The organism is Actinoplanes awajinensis subsp. mycoplanecinus (assembly GCF_001509495.1).
Taxonomy (GTDB): domain Bacteria; phylum Actinomycetota; class Actinomycetes; order Mycobacteriales; family Micromonosporaceae; genus Actinoplanes; species Actinoplanes palleronii.
On the sequence record NZ_LLZH01000329.1, the window covers coordinates 26,091 to 43,882 of the forward strand.

Consider the following 17,792-nt stretch of genomic DNA (forward strand, 5'->3'; position numbering starts at 1 on the left):
TGCTCAACGAACCCGGCCGACGATCGCGTTGAACGCCACGTCCTCGACCGACGGACGCGGCTGCGACGCCTGCTCCGGCCACCAGCGCGACACCGACTGCACGCCCGGCTCGATCAGGTCCAGCCGGCGGAACAGGTGCTCGAGCTGCGCGCCGGTCCGCGCCCGGAACCGCCCGTCGGCGTTCGCGGCCTCCAGCGCCTCGATCGCCCCGGCCGGCAGGTATTCCCAGGTGGAGTGGGAGGCCACCACAAAACTGCCGGGCGGCAGCGCGTCCAGGATGGTGTCGACCACGCCCTGCGGGTCCTCGTCGTCGCGGATGAAGTGCAGGACCGCGACCAGCATCACCGCCATCGGCTTGGTGAAGTCCAGCGTCGCGCGCAGCTCGGGGTCGTCCAGGATGGTGCGCGGCTCGCGCAGGTCCGCGTCGATGTACGCGGTGACACCCTCCGGCGTGCTGGTCAGCAGCGCCCGCGCGTGGGTGAGCACGATCGGGTCGTTGTCGACGTAGACGATCCGGGCCGCCGGGTCGATCCGCTGCGCCACCTGGTGGGTGTTGTCCGCGGTCGGGATGCCGGTGCCGATGTCGAGGAACTGCCGGATGCCCTGCTGCGCCAGGAAGTCCACCGCACGCTGCAGGAACGCGCGGTTCTCCAGGGCGGCGAGCCGGATCGTCGGCATGGCCCGCTCGATCGCCTCGGCCGAGGCACGGTCGGCGGCGAAGTTGTCCTTGCCGCCGAGCAAGTAGTTGTACCGCCGGGCCGGGTGCGCCACCGTGGTGTCGATCCGGTCCAATGCATGCCGCCGGTCAGCCACCGACGCCTCCTCAGGTCGAAGATCCAGAGGCATCGTAGTACCCGCGCGGGAATCCGTTGTGGACGAGGCGTCAGCCGAACCGGGCGCGCAACTCCGTCACCAGATCGTCGGCGCGGCCGTCGAACGTCTCCAGCGCCGTGGAGAACGTGTCGCTCAGCGCCCGCGCCGGGTCCGGATTCGCCGTGTTGAAGATGGTGATCACTGCCATCGGCGCGCGGTCGATGCGTTCCCGCAGGTCGGCGCGCTGCTTCTCGGTGAGGCGATCACCGATCTGGTCCAGCGGCAGACCTGTCGTCGCGGTCACCAGCGCCGCCGCGGAGATCAGCCGGAACACCGCTCGCCGGTCCGGGAACGGCAGCGGATCGCCGCGGTCGAGGGCGTCCAGGGCCGGGCGAGCCCAGTCCAGCTTGTCCAGCCCGGCCATCTCGAACGCGCGCCGGGCCAGCCAGCGGGACACCTCGCGCTGCTTCTCCGGCTGCCACGACGCGAACTCCTTGGCCATCACCCCGGAGGCCGGATGGCTGCTCGCCGGAGCGGTGGTCGGCTCGGTGATCGGCGCGGGCTTTTCGACCGGCGGGGCGGACCTGCGGTCGGCGCTCAGGGCGCACCGGCGCAGCACGACGGCCTGCAGGCTGCGATCACTGTCCTGGATCGCATACGCGGTGCTGAACCGGTCGGAGAGATCCTCGCTGAACGCGGCCGCCGCCACGTCCTGCACCGCGTTCATCCCCTGCAGGTCGCCGGTGACGCGTTCGTGCAGCTCCCGCAGCTGGGCACGGAGCTCCGGCGCGGGCCGTCGGCCGTCCTCGAGCGCCTCCAGGATCGCCACGAGCACCGGTTCGCCGTCCAGGTGCGCGTCCTCGGCGATCAGCCGGGCCCGGAACGCCGCCATCGCCGGCACGTTCTCCATGGTCGGCGACGCCAGCATCCGCTGGACGAACGGGTGCTCCAGCGCGGCAAGACCGCGGCCACCCTCCGGCACAAGATCATCTGGTACGAGGGTCAGCACCACCCCGGGCAGATCCTGCTCCATCAGGTCGAACGGCAGTCGTACGCCGGTGATCCGCTCGGCCAGGGCGAACCCGGCGGCCTCGGGGATGGTGTCGTCCTCATATCCGAACGGCAGCCCGGCCAGCATCGGGTCGAGCAGCTTCGGGTCCTCGCCGGAGCGCCGTTCCGGCCGGATGTGGTCGATCACCGTCTGGGTCCGGTCCCCGCTCAGGTAGCTGAACTCGGAGCGCCCGCTGACGTCGCGGAACACGCTGAGCGCGACCCCGTCACCGGCCGCCGCGGCCCGGCGCAGCACCTCCGGGCGGCTCCCCTGGCAACCGTTGATCTCGATGGCGACCCGCCAGTCGCCGATCGTGGCGACGACCAGGGTGGCCGGCTCCTCGCCGTACCGGAAGCCGTCGAGCACCTGCGCGAGATCGGCCGGCGACCGCGCCCCGGCCGGGTCGCCGCCGAACGCGGCGATCAGCGCGGCGTCGTCGAGACCCCGGACGAAGGTGACACAGAAGGCCTCGCCCCACTCCGCGTCCACCAGCATCCGGTCGTAGTAATCCGCCGCCTCGTCACCCACCCGGTCACCGTACGATCTGCCGCCGCGCCCCGGAGTCGATTCGATCAGCCGTCGCCCGATAGCGTCGCGATCATGGTGTCGGCGCTCTCCGGATTCGTGCTGATCGGTGCGATCGTGCTGGCCGGCTGGGCGCTGCGCCGGTGGGGCGGGCTGCCGGAGAACGCCGAGGCGGTCCTGGCCCGGGTGGTCTGGCTGGTGCTCACCCCGTGCCTGCTGTTCACCGGGGTGGCCGCGAGTGACCTGACCGCCCTGTTCAGCGAGCCGCTGCTGGTGTCGGTGGGCGCCGCGCTGATCTGTTTCGGCCTGCACGCGCTGATCGTCCGCGGCGTCCGGCCGGGCCTGCCCGGCCTGTCTGGCTCGTCCGGTCTGCCCGGATCGCCTGGCTCGTCCGGCTCGGCTTTTCGTCGGGTCGGGTCCGGCGAGTTGGTGCTCGGCGCGCTCGGCGCCGGTTACGTCAACGCCAACTACATCGGCATCCCGGTCGCCACCTACGTCCTCGGCGACGCCACCCTGGTCATCCCGATCATCGTGCTCCAGCTGCTGATCATCACGCCGATCGCGCTCACCCTGCTGGAACTCGCCACCACCGGCCACGCCTCAGCCCGCGCCGCGGTGTCCGTCCCGCTGCGCAACCCCCTGGTCGTAGCCACCCTGCTCGGCGGGATCGTCGCGCTGACCGGCCTGCGACTGCCGTCGATCCTGCTCAACCCGCTGACCACGATCGGTCAGGCCGCCGTACCGATGGTCCTGATCGCCTTCGGCATGTCGCTCTCCGGCCGCCGCGTGCTCGCGCCCGGCCCGGAACGCGCCGGCACGGTCACCGCCGTCCTGCTCAAGACCGCCGCGATGCCGCTCATCGCGTTTCTGCTGGCTGCCGCGTGGCGGTTGACCCCACCCCAGACGTATGCGGTCACCGTCCTGGCCGGCCTGCCCACCGCGCAGAACATCTATCTGTACGCCCAGCGCTTCCGCACCGGCCAGATCCTGGTCCGCGACACGATCTTCCTGACCACCGTGTCGTGCGTCCCTGTCCTCCTGTCGGTGACACTTTTATTCCACCTTTGGTGAGTATGCTTCGGCGTCCCGGCATGGCAGCCTTCTCCGGTGACCGTTCGCCGGATGACGCTTGCCGAGGTGCTCGCCACCTACCGGCCTTCGGTGGGAGGGGACACCTGGAAGTCGGCGATCCCCGACCTGCTCGCCGACGCGGACAGCGCCCAGTGCGTCGAGCTGCTCCGCTCGGAGCTCGTGGTGAACGGCGGCTTCGCCCAGCCGATCCTGGTCGACCCGGAAGCCCGCGAGATCCTCGACGGCATGCACCGGATAGCCGCCGCCCTGAGGAACCGCCACGACTGGCTGAAGGTCGCGGACTCCCCGTCGGACCTCCCGGACCCTCGGCGCGTCCAGGCGACCCTGGGCGCCGCGGCGGTGACGTCGACCCTGGTGGACCGGCTGGCCCGGGTGCTGCGCTCGTTCCCGTTCCCCGGCGGCTGGACCAACTGCGACGGCCTGTTCCCAGGAGATGTGACCGTGACAGGCTGGTGGCAGTGCCCGGAGGGCTTCGACGCGGAACTGGCGTCCGAGCTGATCGCCCGTGCAGCCGCCGACGGCATAGAGCTGGTCCTGCTCTCCCTGACCCCCCTCGACGACCCCACCGCCCTGTAGCCCCCACAACCCCCGCGCACCGCCCGCCCTGGTCACGCCTTGTTACGCGGCTCGCGGCGTGGGTGGCCGGGGCCTTGCCGGGCGGAGGGGCTGCCGTTCCCGGCCCGGCGCGCTGGTCGCGCTGGTCGTGGTTTGTTGCGCGGCTTGGGGTTGGTGGTGGGGGCTCCCTTGCGGGAAGCTGCCGTTCCCGGCCCGGCGCGCTGGTCGCGGCTTGGGGTTGGTGGGTGGCTGGGGGCTTGCCAGGCGGGGTGGCTGCTGGTCGCGGCCCGATGCGCCGCCCGCGACCGCGGCCGTCCCAGAGGCTGGGCGGTGATCCCGGTAGGCGGGCAGCTCCCGGCCCAGCAGGCCCTCACGGCCGCCTACAGGCAGGCATAACGGCCGTCAGCCCCAGCCGGACCGTGCCAGCTGGCCGTGAGTGCCGTTATGACCCCTCCATAAGGGCGCCCAGCGCCAGCCGCCCTGTCCCGGCTGGTCGTGAGTGCCGTTATGACCCCTTCATAAGGGCGCCCAGCGCCAGCCGCCCTGTCCCGGCTGGTCGTGAGTGCCGTTATGACCCCTTCATAAGGGCGCTCAGCGCCAGCCGCGCGGTCCTGGCGAGCGGCAGTGGTTGTTCCGGGTCCGCGATAACCACCACCAGCGCTCGCCGAGTCCGGCTGGTGCTCATGGTGGTATCAGCGGCCGGGATACCGCCATGAGCACCAGCCGGGTTGCGCCGTGCCCAGCAGTTTGCCGGGATTGGGCGCATCGGACCGCGACCAACGGCCACCCCGCCTGGCAAGCCAGCCCCAGCCACCCACCGACCGCGACACACCAGCGACACCAGCCCGCAGCGCCCAGCCCACGACACCAGCCCGCAGTGCCCGGCCCGGCGGTGCCCGGACCGGCGGTGCCCGGACCGGCGGTGCCCGGCCCGGCGGTGCCCGGCCTCGCGGCGGCCGGCGCGGCGGTGCCTGGTGCGCCCGGAAGGGTGTGTCCGTTTTTGAACGGGTGCTGCGGGTGGCTACCATCACGCATGATCATCGGTGGAGTCAGCGGGACCGAGCCGGCCGGAAGCACCGCTGAGCGCCCGCTGCTCCTGGGTGGATACGCCGCCAAGACCTGTCCCCGTGCCGTCCACAACCGGCACGACCGGACCGTGCCGCGCCAGTTCGGGCCGGTGGCCCCGGAACTTCAGCAGCTCTTCGACCTGGGCAACACGTTCGAGTCCGAAGTCCTCGGTGCCTGGGCGGGGCTCAACCTGCCCGGCTACGCGGACCTCAGCGACCTCGACGACGACAAGCCGATGCACATCGGCGCGACCATCGGCGCCATGCGCGCGGGCGCCAGCGTGATCGTCGGCGGGCGGCTCCCCGACGATCTGCCCGGGCACCGTACCGGGAAGCCCGACCTGCTGATCCGGGCGGCCGAGGGCGGTTATCACCCGGCCGACATCAAGGCCCACCGGGTGCTGACCAAGGGGCTGGACGCCCGGGTCAGCCCGCTCCACGCCCCGTCCCTGGCCGCCGCGGTCAGGTTGGAGGACGCGCGGGAGCACGCCGACGAGCGGGACCTGCTCCAGCTCGCGCACTACTGGCGGATGCTGGCCGCGTGCGGTCACCAGGCCGCCGAGCCGTGGGGCGCGATCGTCGGCACCGACGGCGCGCAGCTCGTCTGGTACGACCTGCGCCTGCCCCGGTTCATCACGTTCTCCCGCACCTCGGGCAAGGCCAAGCGCAGTGCCCTGGAACGCTACGACCACGAGCACGACTTCCGGGTGCGGGTCGCCGCGGTGGCCCGGCAGCGGCGCGGACGGCCGGACGATCCGGAGCCCCTGGTCGAGCCGGTCGGGCACGCCGAGTGCACCACCTGCGAGTGGGCGCCGGTCTGCGTCGACGAACTGCCGCCGGCCGACCTCAGCGGGGAGCTGCGCGGGGCACTTAGCGTGCGGGAGTACCTGGCGTTGCGGGAGAGCGGTATTCGTACCATCGAAGGTCTTGCCTCCAGTGACCCGGACGACCTCCTGGCCGGAGCCTACGGTCGTGAGGTCGGGCATCTGCCGCAGCGGCGGCATCGGCTGCGGAAGGCGGCCGTGTCGGCGCAGCTGGCGCGCGACGGCCTGCTGCTGCGGATCAAGGACGGCCCGCTGCCGGTGGTGCCCCGTGCCGACGTGGAGATCGACATCGACGCGGAGTGGGGCGCCGACGACCGGGTCTACCTGTGGGGGCTGCTGGTGACCAGCGGGGGTGCCAGCCGGTACGAGGCGTTCTTCGAGCCGGCGGTGACCGACGAGGCGCGCCTGACAGGACACTGCCTGGCCCGGCTCGACGCGCTCGCCGCCGAGGCCGAGGAGCAGGGGCGCAGTCTGCTGGTCTACCACTACACGCACCCGGAGCGGACCCGGGCGGCCCGGTTCACCCCGGTGCCGCGGGGTGCCGCGCAGCCGGAGCGCTGGGTGGACCTGCACCGGCTGGTCAAGGACGGCGTCGAGTCCCGGGCCGGGCTGGGGCTGAAAGTGATCGCGGTGCACGGCGCCGGTTTCCACTGGCGGGACGACGATCCGGGCGGCCGGCAGTCGCAGGACTGGCATCGGGCGGCCCGCGAGGGTGATCAGCAGGCGGCGCGGCGGCTGCTGGACTACAACGAGGACGACGTACGGGCGAACCTGGCCGTCCGGGACTGGCTGACCGCGAGCTACCGGTGACGCGCGGCGGCCCGGCCCGGGCCGCCGCTCCAACAAAAGGTCAGAAGGGCGCTGGTCCGCGACCGGCGAGCGACATCAGGATCTGTGTCGCGAGCAACCGGCGGACGCCGGTGACGGACACCTCGCCGATCTGGTCATAAGGCAGTTCCAAAACAAGTCCTTCGGCTGCGTTACGTACGTCTGTGCTGATCTGGTCCGGTCGAAAGGTTCCGCCCCACCCGTCGATGCCGCCCCGCTGGTTAGTGCTGAGCGAAGCCATGCCGGATACGCGTGTGCCGTCGACGAGCGTGAGACGCGCCGGACCGGAGTAGGTGGTCATAGTCGTCAACCGTAACCGGCCCGGGTAGCGGGCGGCCCGCTAGGGCGCGCGGTGGCCTGCCTGCTCGTCGCACGGTCACGCATCGGTTACGCACCGCGAACCCTAGCCGATCTTGAGTCGTTCGCAAAGGGCTCGGAGCTCTGTTCCCCCGGCCATCCGCCGGGAACGGTCGAGCAGCGCCCGTGCGGTCTCCTGAACCATCGACGAGGTGTGCACGTGTTGCGGGGCGACCCGCTCGGCCACGATCAGGAAGCGGATCGCCTCGCGGTCCCGGTTCCGCAGCCGGGCCAGGGCGCGCGCGGTGTCGGTGTAGTAGAAGACCTGTCGGAAACCGATCGGCAGGGCGGCCGGGTCGGTGTCCCGGGCGATCTGCGCGGCGCGCCCCGGGTCGTCGCCGTCGATCTCGATGCCGATCCGCCAGATGTCGACGTTGGTGGGGCCGAAGTACAGCCCGAGCGTGCTGGTCTCCCCGGTCCGGCGGGCCAGCGCGGCGGCCTCGGTGGCCCAGGCCCGGCTGTCGTCCAGGCGTTTGGCGCCCCGGCTGGCGTATGCGCAGTTCAGCTGCAGTGAGCCGATCATCTCGGCGGCACCGGGCAGTGCGGCGTGCGGCCGTAGATCGTCGACGGCCTGCTCGGCCAGGGCGTAACCCCGGTCGTAGGACCCGCAGGCGTTGGCGGCGCTGGTCCGCGCGTAGGCGGCGTAGCCGCGCAGGACCGGGTCCTCGGTCGCGGCGGCGGCGTCCCGGCAGCGTTCCGCCCCCAGCCACGCGTCGGCCGGATGTCCGAGATTGCGCAGCACGGACGAGGCGATGAACGTGACGTCGCAGAGCAGGCGCAGCGCTGGTTTTTCGCTGGCAGAGGCATGCAGGCCGCGGAGCAGATCGGGGATCAACCGGCTCGCTCCGGCGTAGTCACAGGCCTGCCGCAGCGTGTCGAGGAGCGCCACGGTCCGTGCCAGCTCGGTCAGCGGTGGTGCCTCGAACGAGCCGGCCACGGACAGGTCGAGATCGACGAGGGCCTGCCGGACGGCGTGCACCGCGGCGTGCGCGGCCACCGCGTCCCGATCACCGGCCGGCACCGCGGTCCCGGCCAGCTCGGCCGGCGAACACTCCAGCGCGGCGGCCAGATCGGCCAGCACGAACCGGTTGTCGGCCGCCTGCAGTCCGCGTTCGATCCTGCTCCAGGTGGCGTGCGAGACCCCGGCCCGGCTCGCGGCGAACCGCATGCTCCAGCCGCGGCGCAGTCGGCGATCCCGGATACGGTCCCCGATCGTCGGGTCCGGCGTCGGTCGTGGCGTCATACCCCGACGCTAAGCCCGCCATCGATACCCGGCGGTACACGCCGGTACCACCACATTCAAAACCCTATTCGGTACGACTACGGAGCGCTCGTCCGCAGGCTACGAGCCGAGTCCCGCCCGTGAGGCCGGCGCGCGACCGCGGCCACTCCCGGCCGAGACGCGCCTCCCGATCCCGGCTGGTCCTCAGGGGTGTCTCCGCGACGCGGAGCCACCCCTGTAAGCCAGCTGGACAGGCCCCTAGTGCGGTCCGACCGCGACGATCTTGATGGCGGCGATGCCGGCCTCGTCGGACTCGGCCAGGTCGATGGTGGCGTCGATGCCCCAGTCGTGGTCGCCGGCCGGGTCCTCGAAGACCTGCCGGACCGTCCACACGGTCGGACCGGCGTCGATGTGCAGCAGCGCCGGGCCACGGGCCGCCGGGCCGGTGCCCATCTCGTCGTACTCGTCGAAGTACTCGTCGACGGCCTTGCGCCAGCGCTCCGCGGTCCAGCCGGACGCCTCCGAGTCCAGCTCGCCGAGCAGGTCGTAGCGGCCCAGCGCGGCCAGCTCCACCCGGCGGAACATGGCGTTGCGGACCAGGACCTTGAACGCGCGCACGTTGCGGGTGACCGCCGGCGGCTTGTCGTCGATCCGGACCTCCTCGATCACGGCGCCCGGGTTGCGCAGCCGCTCCCACTCGTCGAGCAGGCTGGAGTCGACCTGCCGGACCAGCTCGCCGAGCCACTCGATCAGGTCGCCGAGCTCCTCGGTGCGGGCGTCCTCGGGCACCGTCTGGCGCAGCGCGCGGAACGCGTCGGCCAGGTAGCGCAGCACCAGCCCCTCGGAGCGGGACAGGCCGTAGAACGAGATGTACTCGGTGAACGTCATGGCCCGCTCGTACATGTCGCGGACCACGGACTTCGGCTTCAGCTCGTAGTCGGCGACGTACGGGTGACCCTGCCGGTACGTCTCGTACGCGCCCTCGAGCAGTTCCAGCAGCGGCCGGGGCCAGGTCACGTCCTCGAGCAGCGTCATCCGCTCCTCGTACTCGATGCCCTCGGACTTCATCGCGTTGACCGCCTCGCCGCGCGCCTTCTGCCGCTGCGCGGAGAGCACCTGGCGCGGGTCCTCGAGGGTCGCCTCGATCACCGACACCACGTCGAGCGGGTACTCCGGCGCCTCCTTGTCCAGCAGTTCCAGACAGGCCAGGGCGAACGGCGACAGCGCCTGGTTCAGCGCGAAGTCCAGCTGCAGGTCGTCGACGAGCTTGTAGACACCGGCCTCGGAGCGCTCGATCACCCCGCCGGCGATCAGCGCCTTGGCGATGGCGATCGCCCGGCGGATGTGCCGGCGCTGGGCGGCCGGCTCCTCGTGGTTGTCGGTGAGCAGGTGCCGCATCGCCTCGAACGGGTCGGCGTCGCGGGCCAGCACGTTCAGCAGCATGGCGTGCGACACCTGGAACGACGAGGTCAGCGGCTCCGGGTCGGCGCCGACCAGCCGGTCGAAGGTCGGCCGGCTGTAGCCGATCTGCCCCTCCGGCGGCTTCTTGCGCACCACCTTGCGGCGCTTCTTCGGGTCGTCGCCGGCCTTGGCCAGGGCTCGCTCGTTGTCGATCACGTGGTCCGGGGCCTGCACGATCACGGTGCCCAGCGTGTCGAACCCGGCCCGGCCGGCCCGGCCCGCGATCTGGTGGAACTCGCGCGCCTTGAGCAGGCGGGTCTTCACCCCGTCGTACTTGGACAGGCCGGTGAACAGCACGGTGCGGATCGGCACGTTGATGCCGACGCCGAGGGTGTCCGTCCCGCAGATCACCTTGAGCAGCCCGGCCTGGGCCAGGGTCTCCACCAGCCGCCGGTACTTCGGCAGCATGCCCGCGTGGTGCACGCCGATGCCGTGCCGGACCAGGCGGGTCAACGTACGACCGAAGCCCGCGGTGAACCGGAAGCCGCCGATCGCCGCGGCGATCGCCTCCTTCTCGGCCTTGCTGCTCATGTTGATGCTCATCAGCGACTGGGCGCGTTCCAGGGCGGCGGCCTGGGTGAAGTGCACGATGTAGACCGGCGCCTGCTTGGTGGCGAGCAGCTCCTCGATCGTCTCGTGCAGCGGGGTCATCGCGTACTCGAACAGCAGCGGGACCGGCCGCTCGGTGTTGCTGACCACCGAGGTGGACCGGCCGGTGCGCCGGCTCAGGTCGTCGACGAACCGGGTGGTGTCGCCCAGGGTCGCCGACATCAGCAGGAACTGCGCCTGCGGCAGCTCGATCAGCGGCACCTGCCAGGCCCAGCCGCGGTCCGGCTCGGCGTAGAAGTGGAACTCGTCCATCACCACCTGGCCGACGTCGGCCTTCGCGCCCTCGCGCAGCGCGAGGTTGGCCAGGATCTCCGCGGTGCAGCAGATGATCGGCGCGTCCGCGTTGACGCTGGCGTCACCGGTCAGCATGCCCACGTTGTGCGCGCCGAAGATCGCGCAGAGGGAGAAGAACTTCTCGCTGACCAGGGCTTTGATCGGCGCGGTATAGAAGGTGGTGCGCCCGTCGGCCAGCGCGGCGAAGTGCGCGCCCGCCGCGACCAGGCTCTTTCCCGAGCCGGTCGGGGTGTTCAGGATGACGTTGGAGCCGGTCGCGATTTCGATAAGCGCCTCCTCCTGATGCGAGTACAGGGTCAGCCCCTGTTCCGACACCCAGGTCTGGAAAGCGTCGAAGACAGCGTCGGGCTCAGCGTTGCCGGGAAGGCGATCGGTCAGCGTCATGATCCTGCAAGTTTGTCAGCTCGCCCCGGACGCTGCGTAAAGGGGACCGCTGGATCGCCGGCCGGGGTCTGCGCGGGGGCACTTCCGGCGCCGGTTACTCGCTGAGCAGGTCGCGCAGCAGCTGCTCGTCGGTGGCGTCCAGGTTGCCGACGAAGCGGCGCAGCACCGACGCTCGATCCGCTTCGACGGCCAGCAGGCGGGTCATCCGGTCCGCGGTGAGACCGGCCGGGCCGTCCGGCGCTCCGTACCGGAAAGCTCGTCCCTCCCGATGCCGGGACGCCGAGCCTTTCTCATAGAGCCGGGTCAGCGTGGTGACCACGGTGCTGTAGGACAATTCGTTCGACGGATCCAGACGATCGCGCACCTCACCGGGGGTGAGTGGCCGGTCCGCGGCGCCCAGCACCGTCATGATCTCGGTCTCCAGCTGCCCGGGCCGGCGGCGGCCGGGTCGCTCGTCCCCGGGGGTGCGTGCGTCGTTCACCTTCTGACTCTATCGATCGACGGCGTCGTGCCGGGAATCCGGCTTGTTCCCAAGTCGCCTGACGCGGCCGGGTTATGTGGTTTGGTAACAGGGCAAGCGCGTATGCACGAGATCCTCGGGGGACGTCGCATGCCCTGGTTCGCGAACCTGTCGATACGGCTGAAGATCTGCGCGGCGGTGGGGCTCGCCGGTCTGGTGGCCGCCGGCGTCGGCGTGGTCGGCCTGCAGAAGATGTCGGCCATGGCGGACGCCGCCGAGTACCTCTACCACGACAACCTGGTGCCGGTCGCCCAGCTGGGCACGGTCCAGGCGGAGGTCCAGCGCTCCTGGATCGCCCTGCAGGACATGCTGGGCAGCCAGGGCAGCACCGCGATGGCCACCGACCGCACCACGATGGCCGACGCCGACACGAAGGCCGACGACACGTTCGCCGCCTACACGGCCACCGACATGACCGGCCGCGAGACGATGGTTTCGCAGTACACGACGGCGTTGAAGCAGCTCCGTGACCTCCGCGATCAGCAGCTGGTGCCGCTGGCCGAGGCCGACGACGTCGACGGGTTCAGCAAGATCCGGGACAGCACCGGCCGGACCGCGCTGACCAGCACGCTCACCGCGCTGAACGACCTGGTCACGATCGAGACGAAGGTCGCGGGGGAGAAGCGGACGCAGACCGCGGCCGACTACCGCACCGCCCGCACCATGATGATCACGTTGCTGCTGATCGGGCTGGCGATCACGCTGGGCTTGGCCCTGCTGGTGGTGCGCGGCATCATGAGCACCCTGACCTCGGTCGGGCGGGTGACGCACGGGCTGGCCACCGGCGACCTGACCGTGCTGGCCGGGGTCACCGGCCGCGACGAGCTCGGCCGGATGGCCACCGACCTGGACGCCGGCACCGCGGTCCTGCGCGGCAGCGTCGGCCGGATGTCCCAGGTCGCGATCACCCTGGCGGCGTCGTCGGAGGAGCTGTCCACGATCAGTGCTCAGCTGAAGGACGGCGCGGCCGACGCGTCGGCGCAGGCCGAGAGCGCGTCGCACGCCAGCGAGGAGGTCAGCGCCGGGGTGCAGACGATCGCGGCCGGCGCCGAGCAGATGAGCGCGTCGATCACCGAGATCGCCTCCAACGCCGGCCAGGCCGCCCACGTCGCGCAGCAGGCCATGGCGGTCGCCGCGCGCACCACCGTGCAGGTCGCCACGCTCGGCACCGCGACCGCCGAGATCGGCGACGTGGTCCGGCTGATCACCAGCATCGCGGAGCAGACGAACCTGCTCGCGCTCAACGCCACCATCGAGGCCGCCCGGGCGGGTGAGCTGGGCAAGGGGTTCGCCGTGGTGGCCGGGGAGGTCAAGGAGCTCGCCCAGCAGACCGCCAAGGCGACCGAGGAGATCACCGCCCGGATCGGCGCGATCCAGGCCTCCAGCAGCACGGCGGCCGAGGCGATCGGGGAGATCACCGCGGTGGTGCAGCAGATCGGCGACTACACCACCACGATCGCCTCCGCGGTGGAGGAGCAGACCGCGACGACCGCGGAGATGAGCCGCTCGGTGCAGGACGCCGCCACCAGTAGCGGCGACATGGCTCGTACGGTCTCCGGGGTGGCCCAGATCGCGACCGCGACCTTGGACGGCGCGGATTCGACGCAGCAGGCCGCGGCCGACCTGACCCGCCTGGCGAGCGAGCTGACGACGCTGGTCGGCAGCTTCCGGCACTGAGCGGGCTTGCCTGACGCGTAACCCAGTGGTTACGCTTTCCGGGTGGACGAGGTGGCGGCGGCGATCGCCGATCCGGTGCGGCGGGACATCCTGGTGATGTTGCGCGAGCAGCGGCTGCCCGCCGGGGAGATCGCCGACCGGTTCGCGATCAGCCGCCCCGCCGTCAGCCGGCACCTGCGGGTGCTCCGGGAGAGCGGCCTGGTCCGCGACACGCTCGTCGGCCGGCAACGCCTCTACGAGCTGGACCCGTCCCCGCTCACCGGCCTGGTCGAGTGGCTCGGCCAGTTCACCCGGGCCGACGCCTGGGAGCAGCGCCTCGACGCGCTGGAGACCGAGGTCTACCGCACCCGCCGCGAGCGCCGCCAGGGCGGGCGTGCGGATCAACGACAGGAGAACACGGCATGACCAGCTCACCCATCGGCCGGCTCTTTCCCGGCGCCACCGGCCCCGACCTCGTGCTGACCCGTACGTTCCGGGCGCCGATCGAGGACGTCTGGGCCAGCGTGACCGAATCCGACCGTACCGCTCGGTGGTTCGGACCGTGGGAGGGCGACGCCGCCCCCGGCCGTACGATCAAGATGCAGATGGCCTTCGAGGACCAGCAACCGTGGTTCGACGTCCGGGTCGACGCCTGCGACCCGCCGCGCCGGCTGTCCCTGTCGACGAGCGAGGAGTCCGGCGGCTGGCGTCTGGAGCTGGTGCTGTCCGAGGCCGGCGGCCGGACCGAACTCCGCTTCGTCCACCACCTGACCACCACCGAGGGTGTCGGCGAGATGGGCCCCGGCTGGGAGTACTACCTGGACATGCTGGTGGCGGCCCGCGACGGCCTGCCCGCACCCACCTTCGACGACTACTACCCGTCGATGAAGCCGTACTACGACGCACTCACCCCGAGCTCACCCCCGGGCGACGATTGATCGGCGAACGCCCGGGTACGTACGGCCCGTGCTCACACACCCGCCTGACCTGCCCCTTCCCGGCCACGGTGCCACCGCGGACCGTCTGCGCGGCCTGATCGGTCTCGGTCGCGCCGACCTGGTCGCCTGCCGGCTCAGTGAGGGCCACGCCGACGCCGTCGCGATCCGCGCCGAGCTCGGCGACGCCGATCCGGAAAACCATGCGTCCGGCGAACGGTGGGGCGTCTGGGCGGCGTCACCTTCTTCGGTACGAGCGGAGCACACCCCCGACGGCTGGACCCTGACCGGCGACCGCCCGTGGTGCTCGGGCGCCGGCTGGTGCACCGACGCGCTGGTGACGGCGGCCGCCGACGACGGCATCCGGCTGTTCGCGGTCCGCAACACGCTCCCGCACGCGCAGCCCCTCGACGGCACCTGGCCGGCGATCGGCATGGCCGGCAGCGACAGCCGGACGATCCGGTTCACCGCAGCACCGGCCCGCCCGATCGGGGCACCCGGCGCGTACGTGGACCGGCCCGGCTTCTGGCACGGCGGCATCGGTGTCGCCGCGTGCTGGTTCGGCGGTGCGCTGGGTGTCGCCGACGCACTCCTCGACGCGGCCCGCCGTAAGGATCTCGGCCCGCACGCGCTGGCCCACCTCGGCGCCGTCGACGTGGCGCTCGGCGCGGCCCGGGCGGTCCTGGACGACGCCGCCGCCCGGATCGACGCCGACCCGAAAGCCGACGCCCACCGCCTCGCCCTGCGGGTGCGCGCGACCGCGGAGGCCACCGCCACCGAGGTGATCGACCGGGTCGGCCGGGCTCTCGGCGCCGGCCCGCTCTGCCGCGACGCCGATCACGCCCAGCGCGTCGCCGACCTGACCGTCTACCTGCGCCAGAGCCACGCCGAGACCGACCTCGAACAACTCGGCCGCCTGCTGACCACCGAGGACTCCGCCGAGCTCGCCCGGGGCCCGCGGTGGTGAGGCCGATCGCGGGGGAGGGCACCACCGAGTGTGAGTGGCTGGCCTGGGACGCGGTGTGGTCCTGGCCGGCGCTGCCGCTCGACCTGCCCGGGTCACCGCTGGTCGTGGCACCGCACCCGGACGACGAGATCCTCGGTGTCGCCGGGCTGCTGTCCCTGCTTGGCAGCGCTGATCTGGCCGCGGTCACCGACGGTGAGGCGTCGCACCCGGGCTCGACAGTGCACAGCCGGGGCGAGCTGGCCGCGATCCGGCGTACCGAGACCGCGGACGCGCTGCGGGTTCTCGGGCTCGGCGGGTCGCGGGTGCACCGGCTCGGGCATCCGGACGGCGGCATCGACGAGGACACCCTCGCGGAGGAGCTGGCGGGGCTGCTCGGACCGGACCGGTGGTGCCTGGTGACCTGGCGGGGCGACGGGCACCCCGACCATGAGGCGACCGGCCGTGCCGCGGCTCGGGCCTGTGCCGAGACGGGTGCCCGGTTGCTGGAGTATCCGATCTGGGCGTGGCACTGGTCGTACCCCAATGATCCTGACGTGCCCTGGCATCGCGCCCGACGCATTGATCTGCCACCCGCGGCCCGGGCGGCGAAATCGGCCGCGATAGCGGCGTTCCCGAGTCAGATCGCGCCGCTCGGCCCGGCGCCGGAGGACGCCGCGATCCTGCCGCCACACGTGCTGGCCCGCTTCGCCCGACCGTTCGAGGTGATCTTCGAGTGAGTACGCCGATCAGCTACTTCGAGCGGATGTATGCCGCCGACCCGGACCCGTGGAGTTTCGAAACCCGCTGGTACGACGCCCGCAAACACGCGTTGACGGTCGACGCGTTGCCGGCCCGGCGGTACCGCTCCGGGTTCGAGCCGGGGTGCTCGACCGGTCTGCTCACCAGCCGGCTGGCCGCCCGGTGCGATCGACTGCTGGCCACGGACGCTGTCGGATCCGCCGTGCAGACCGCGGCCGCGCGACTCGCCGACCGTCCGCACGTGACGATCCGAACCGGTCAGCTCCCCAGGGACTGGCCGGACGAGACATTCGACCTGATCGTCCTCTCCGAACTCGCCTACTACTTCGACGACACCGACCTCGCCACTCTGCTCCACCACGCGGCAAACTCGCTCACCCCACCCGGCGATCTCGCGCCCAGCGGCCTCGCGCCCAACGGCCTCGCACCCAACGGCCTCGCGTCCGGCGATCTTGCGTCCGGCGGTCTTGTGCGAGGCGGTGACCTGGTTGCCGTGCACTGGCGGCATCCGGTCGCCGAGCACGCCCGCTCCGGCGACGAGGTCCACGCCGCACTGGCCGCGGTCCCCGGCCTGCATCGAATCTCCCGGCACGAGGAGGCCGACTTCCTGCTCGAGGTCTTCACCCGCGACCCGCTCGCAGCATCGGTCGCCCGCCGCGAGGGCCTGGTGTGACGATCCGCCGCATCGCGGTCGTCGTGCCCGCCCACAACGAGAGCCGCCTGCTCCCCGCCTGCCTGACCGCTTTGCATCACGCCATCGCGCGGTCGCCGGTCCCGGTCCTGACCGTCGTGGTCGCCGACGACTGCACCGACGGTACGGCGCGCCTCGCGCTCGCCGGCCACGCCGAGGTCATCGTGGTCGAGGAGCGCAACGTCGGCCGCGCCCGCGCCGCCGGAGTCGCCCACGCGCTGCGCGACGGCCCGGACGATCTCTGGCTGGCGTCCACCGACGCGGACAGCCGCGTGCCCCCGAACTGGCTACTCCGGCAGCTCCGGCACGCGGAACACGGCGCGGACCTGGTCACCGGCACTGTCGAAGTCGACGACTGGTCAGCCTGGCCGGACCCGCTTCCGTCCGCCTACGAGCGCCGGTACCGCGAAAGCGTCGCCGGAGCCCGGCACGGCCACATCCACGGCGCGAACCTCGGCGTCCGCGCCACCACCTATCTCGCGGCCGGCGGCTTCCCCGCGCTGACCTGCGACGAAGACCGCACCCTCGTCACCCGCGTCCGTGCCACCGGCGCCCGGGTGATCACCGACGCCCGCGACCCGGTCCGCACCAGCGCCCGCCCGGACGGCCGCGCCCCACACGGCTTCGCCGCCCACCTGCTCACCCTGTCCGCAGAATCCTGAAGGCAGTCCCCTTCTCCAGACCGTCATTTTCCGGTACGTATCGGGAGCACCCGCCCGTAGGCTACGAGCCAAGTCCCGCCCGTGAGGCCCCGCAACGCCCAGCCCACCCCAGACCGCTCCGCGCCCCAGACCCGGGCTGGTGCTGGCGGCTGTATCGAGGGCGGCGAGGCAGCCGTGAGCACCAGCCGAGGATGTCGAGCTGGCGCTTTCAGGGGCGTGCGGCCGCCGAAGACACCCTTGAGAGCCAGCCGCAATCCAACAGCGGCGTCGCTACAGTGCGTCGGCTGGTTGTGAGGGGTGTCTCCGGGCGCGCGACCCGACGCTGGAAGCCAGCCCGGGGTTGGTGGCGGTGCTGTTGCGGTGCGTCGGCTGGTTGTGAGGGGTGTCTCCGAGGGTTGGAGGCACCCCTCAGGACCAGCCGGGAATTGGTGGCTGGCGTGCAGGGGTGTGTCCGTGGGTTGGAGGCACCCCTCAGCGCCAGCCGGGGGTGGGGGCGGGCTGCGGTCTGGGGTGGGCTGGGCGTCGCGGGGCTGTGCGGGTG

Annotated in this window: 16 protein-coding genes; 10 read left to right on the forward strand and 6 right to left on the reverse strand. The window is 71.9% G+C overall.

Annotated elements, in window-relative coordinates; genetic code table 11:
* Positions 1–3: 3 nt before the first annotated feature.
* Positions 4–813: an SAM-dependent methyltransferase gene (locus tag ADL15_RS45325; protein WP_373873100.1), complete on the reverse strand. Its 810-nt coding sequence runs from the start codon at positions 811–813 to the stop codon at positions 4–6.
* A 70-nt stretch (positions 814–883) separates the two neighbouring features.
* Positions 884–2,392, reverse strand: coding sequence for a DUF6461 domain-containing protein (locus ADL15_RS45330; RefSeq protein ID WP_067705930.1), 1,509 nt, complete (start codon positions 2,390–2,392; stop codon positions 884–886).
* A 72-nt stretch (positions 2,393–2,464) separates the two neighbouring features.
* On the opposite strand from ADL15_RS45330, the gene ADL15_RS45335 reads away from it, so the two are divergent.
* From ADL15_RS45335 to ADL15_RS45345, 3 genes are all read left to right on the forward strand, one after another.
* On the forward strand, positions 2,465–3,460 hold the full coding sequence (locus tag ADL15_RS45335) for an AEC family transporter (protein ID WP_067705932.1): 996 nt from the start codon (positions 2,465–2,467) through the stop codon (positions 3,458–3,460).
* Between the two features lie 51 nt (positions 3,461–3,511).
* Positions 3,512–4,057 carry a ParB N-terminal domain-containing protein gene (locus tag ADL15_RS45340; protein WP_067705934.1) on the forward strand — a complete coding sequence of 182 codons (546 nt, stop codon included), beginning with the start codon at positions 3,512–3,514 and terminating at the stop codon, positions 4,055–4,057.
* 1,012 nt (positions 4,058–5,069) lie between these two features.
* Positions 5,070–6,737 carry a TM0106 family RecB-like putative nuclease gene (locus tag ADL15_RS45345; RefSeq protein WP_067705936.1) on the forward strand — a complete coding sequence of 556 codons (1,668 nt, stop codon included), beginning with the start codon at positions 5,070–5,072 and terminating at the stop codon, positions 6,735–6,737.
* Between the two features lie 40 nt (positions 6,738–6,777).
* Here the strand turns inward: ADL15_RS45345 and ADL15_RS45350 are convergent, their stop codons facing one another.
* The 4 genes from ADL15_RS45350 to ADL15_RS45365 all read right to left on the reverse strand — a co-directional run bounded on the left by ADL15_RS45350 (position 6,778) and on the right by ADL15_RS45365 (position 11,563).
* Entirely contained in the window at positions 6,778–7,056 is a 279-nt protein-coding gene (locus tag ADL15_RS45350; RefSeq protein ID WP_067705938.1) for a hypothetical protein, read from the reverse strand.
* Between the two features lie 102 nt (positions 7,057–7,158).
* Positions 7,159–8,355, reverse strand: coding sequence for a helix-turn-helix domain-containing protein (locus ADL15_RS45355; protein WP_067705941.1), 1,197 nt, complete (start codon positions 8,353–8,355; stop codon positions 7,159–7,161).
* A gap of 237 nt (positions 8,356–8,592) precedes the next feature.
* A complete protein-coding gene (locus ADL15_RS45360) occupies positions 8,593–11,082 on the reverse strand; it encodes a DEAD/DEAH box helicase (protein WP_067705943.1) in 2,490 nt (829 codons plus the stop codon).
* Positions 11,083–11,176: 94 nt separating this feature from the next.
* Positions 11,177–11,563: a BlaI/MecI/CopY family transcriptional regulator gene (locus ADL15_RS45365; RefSeq protein WP_083972537.1), complete on the reverse strand. Its 387-nt coding sequence runs from the start codon at positions 11,561–11,563 to the stop codon at positions 11,177–11,179.
* A gap of 129 nt (positions 11,564–11,692) precedes the next feature.
* On the opposite strand from ADL15_RS45365, the gene ADL15_RS45370 reads away from it, so the two are divergent.
* From ADL15_RS45370 to ADL15_RS45400, 7 genes are read left to right on the forward strand one after another with little or no spacing between them, the layout of a single operon-like run.
* Positions 11,693–13,279: a methyl-accepting chemotaxis protein gene (locus tag ADL15_RS45370; protein ID WP_232344950.1), complete on the forward strand. Its 1,587-nt coding sequence runs from the start codon at positions 11,693–11,695 to the stop codon at positions 13,277–13,279.
* A 42-nt stretch (positions 13,280–13,321) separates the two neighbouring features.
* Entirely contained in the window at positions 13,322–13,684 is a 363-nt protein-coding gene (locus tag ADL15_RS45375; RefSeq protein ID WP_067705947.1) for a metalloregulator ArsR/SmtB family transcription factor, read from the forward strand.
* A complete protein-coding gene (locus ADL15_RS45380; RefSeq protein ID WP_067705948.1) occupies positions 13,681–14,196 on the forward strand; it encodes an SRPBCC family protein in 516 nt (171 codons plus the stop codon). Before ADL15_RS45375 ends, ADL15_RS45380 begins: the two co-directional genes overlap by 4 nt.
* A 28-nt stretch (positions 14,197–14,224) precedes the next feature.
* Positions 14,225–15,160 (forward strand): acyl-CoA dehydrogenase, encoded by a 936-nt coding sequence (locus ADL15_RS45385; protein ID WP_198171289.1) that lies wholly within the window; start codon positions 14,225–14,227, stop codon positions 15,158–15,160.
* On the forward strand, positions 15,154–15,876 hold the full coding sequence (locus tag ADL15_RS45390) for a PIG-L deacetylase family protein (protein ID WP_067705955.1): 723 nt from the start codon (positions 15,154–15,156) through the stop codon (positions 15,874–15,876). The genes ADL15_RS45385 and ADL15_RS45390 overlap by 7 nt, the downstream gene beginning before the upstream one ends.
* Positions 15,873–16,571 carry an SAM-dependent methyltransferase gene (locus ADL15_RS45395; protein ID WP_067705956.1) on the forward strand — a complete coding sequence of 233 codons (699 nt, stop codon included), beginning with the start codon at positions 15,873–15,875 and terminating at the stop codon, positions 16,569–16,571. The genes ADL15_RS45390 and ADL15_RS45395 overlap by 4 nt, the downstream gene beginning before the upstream one ends.
* Positions 16,568–17,251, forward strand: coding sequence for a glycosyltransferase (locus tag ADL15_RS45400; protein ID WP_067705957.1), 684 nt, complete (start codon positions 16,568–16,570; stop codon positions 17,249–17,251). Before ADL15_RS45395 ends, ADL15_RS45400 begins: the two co-directional genes overlap by 4 nt.
* Positions 17,252–17,792 lie beyond the last annotated feature (541 nt).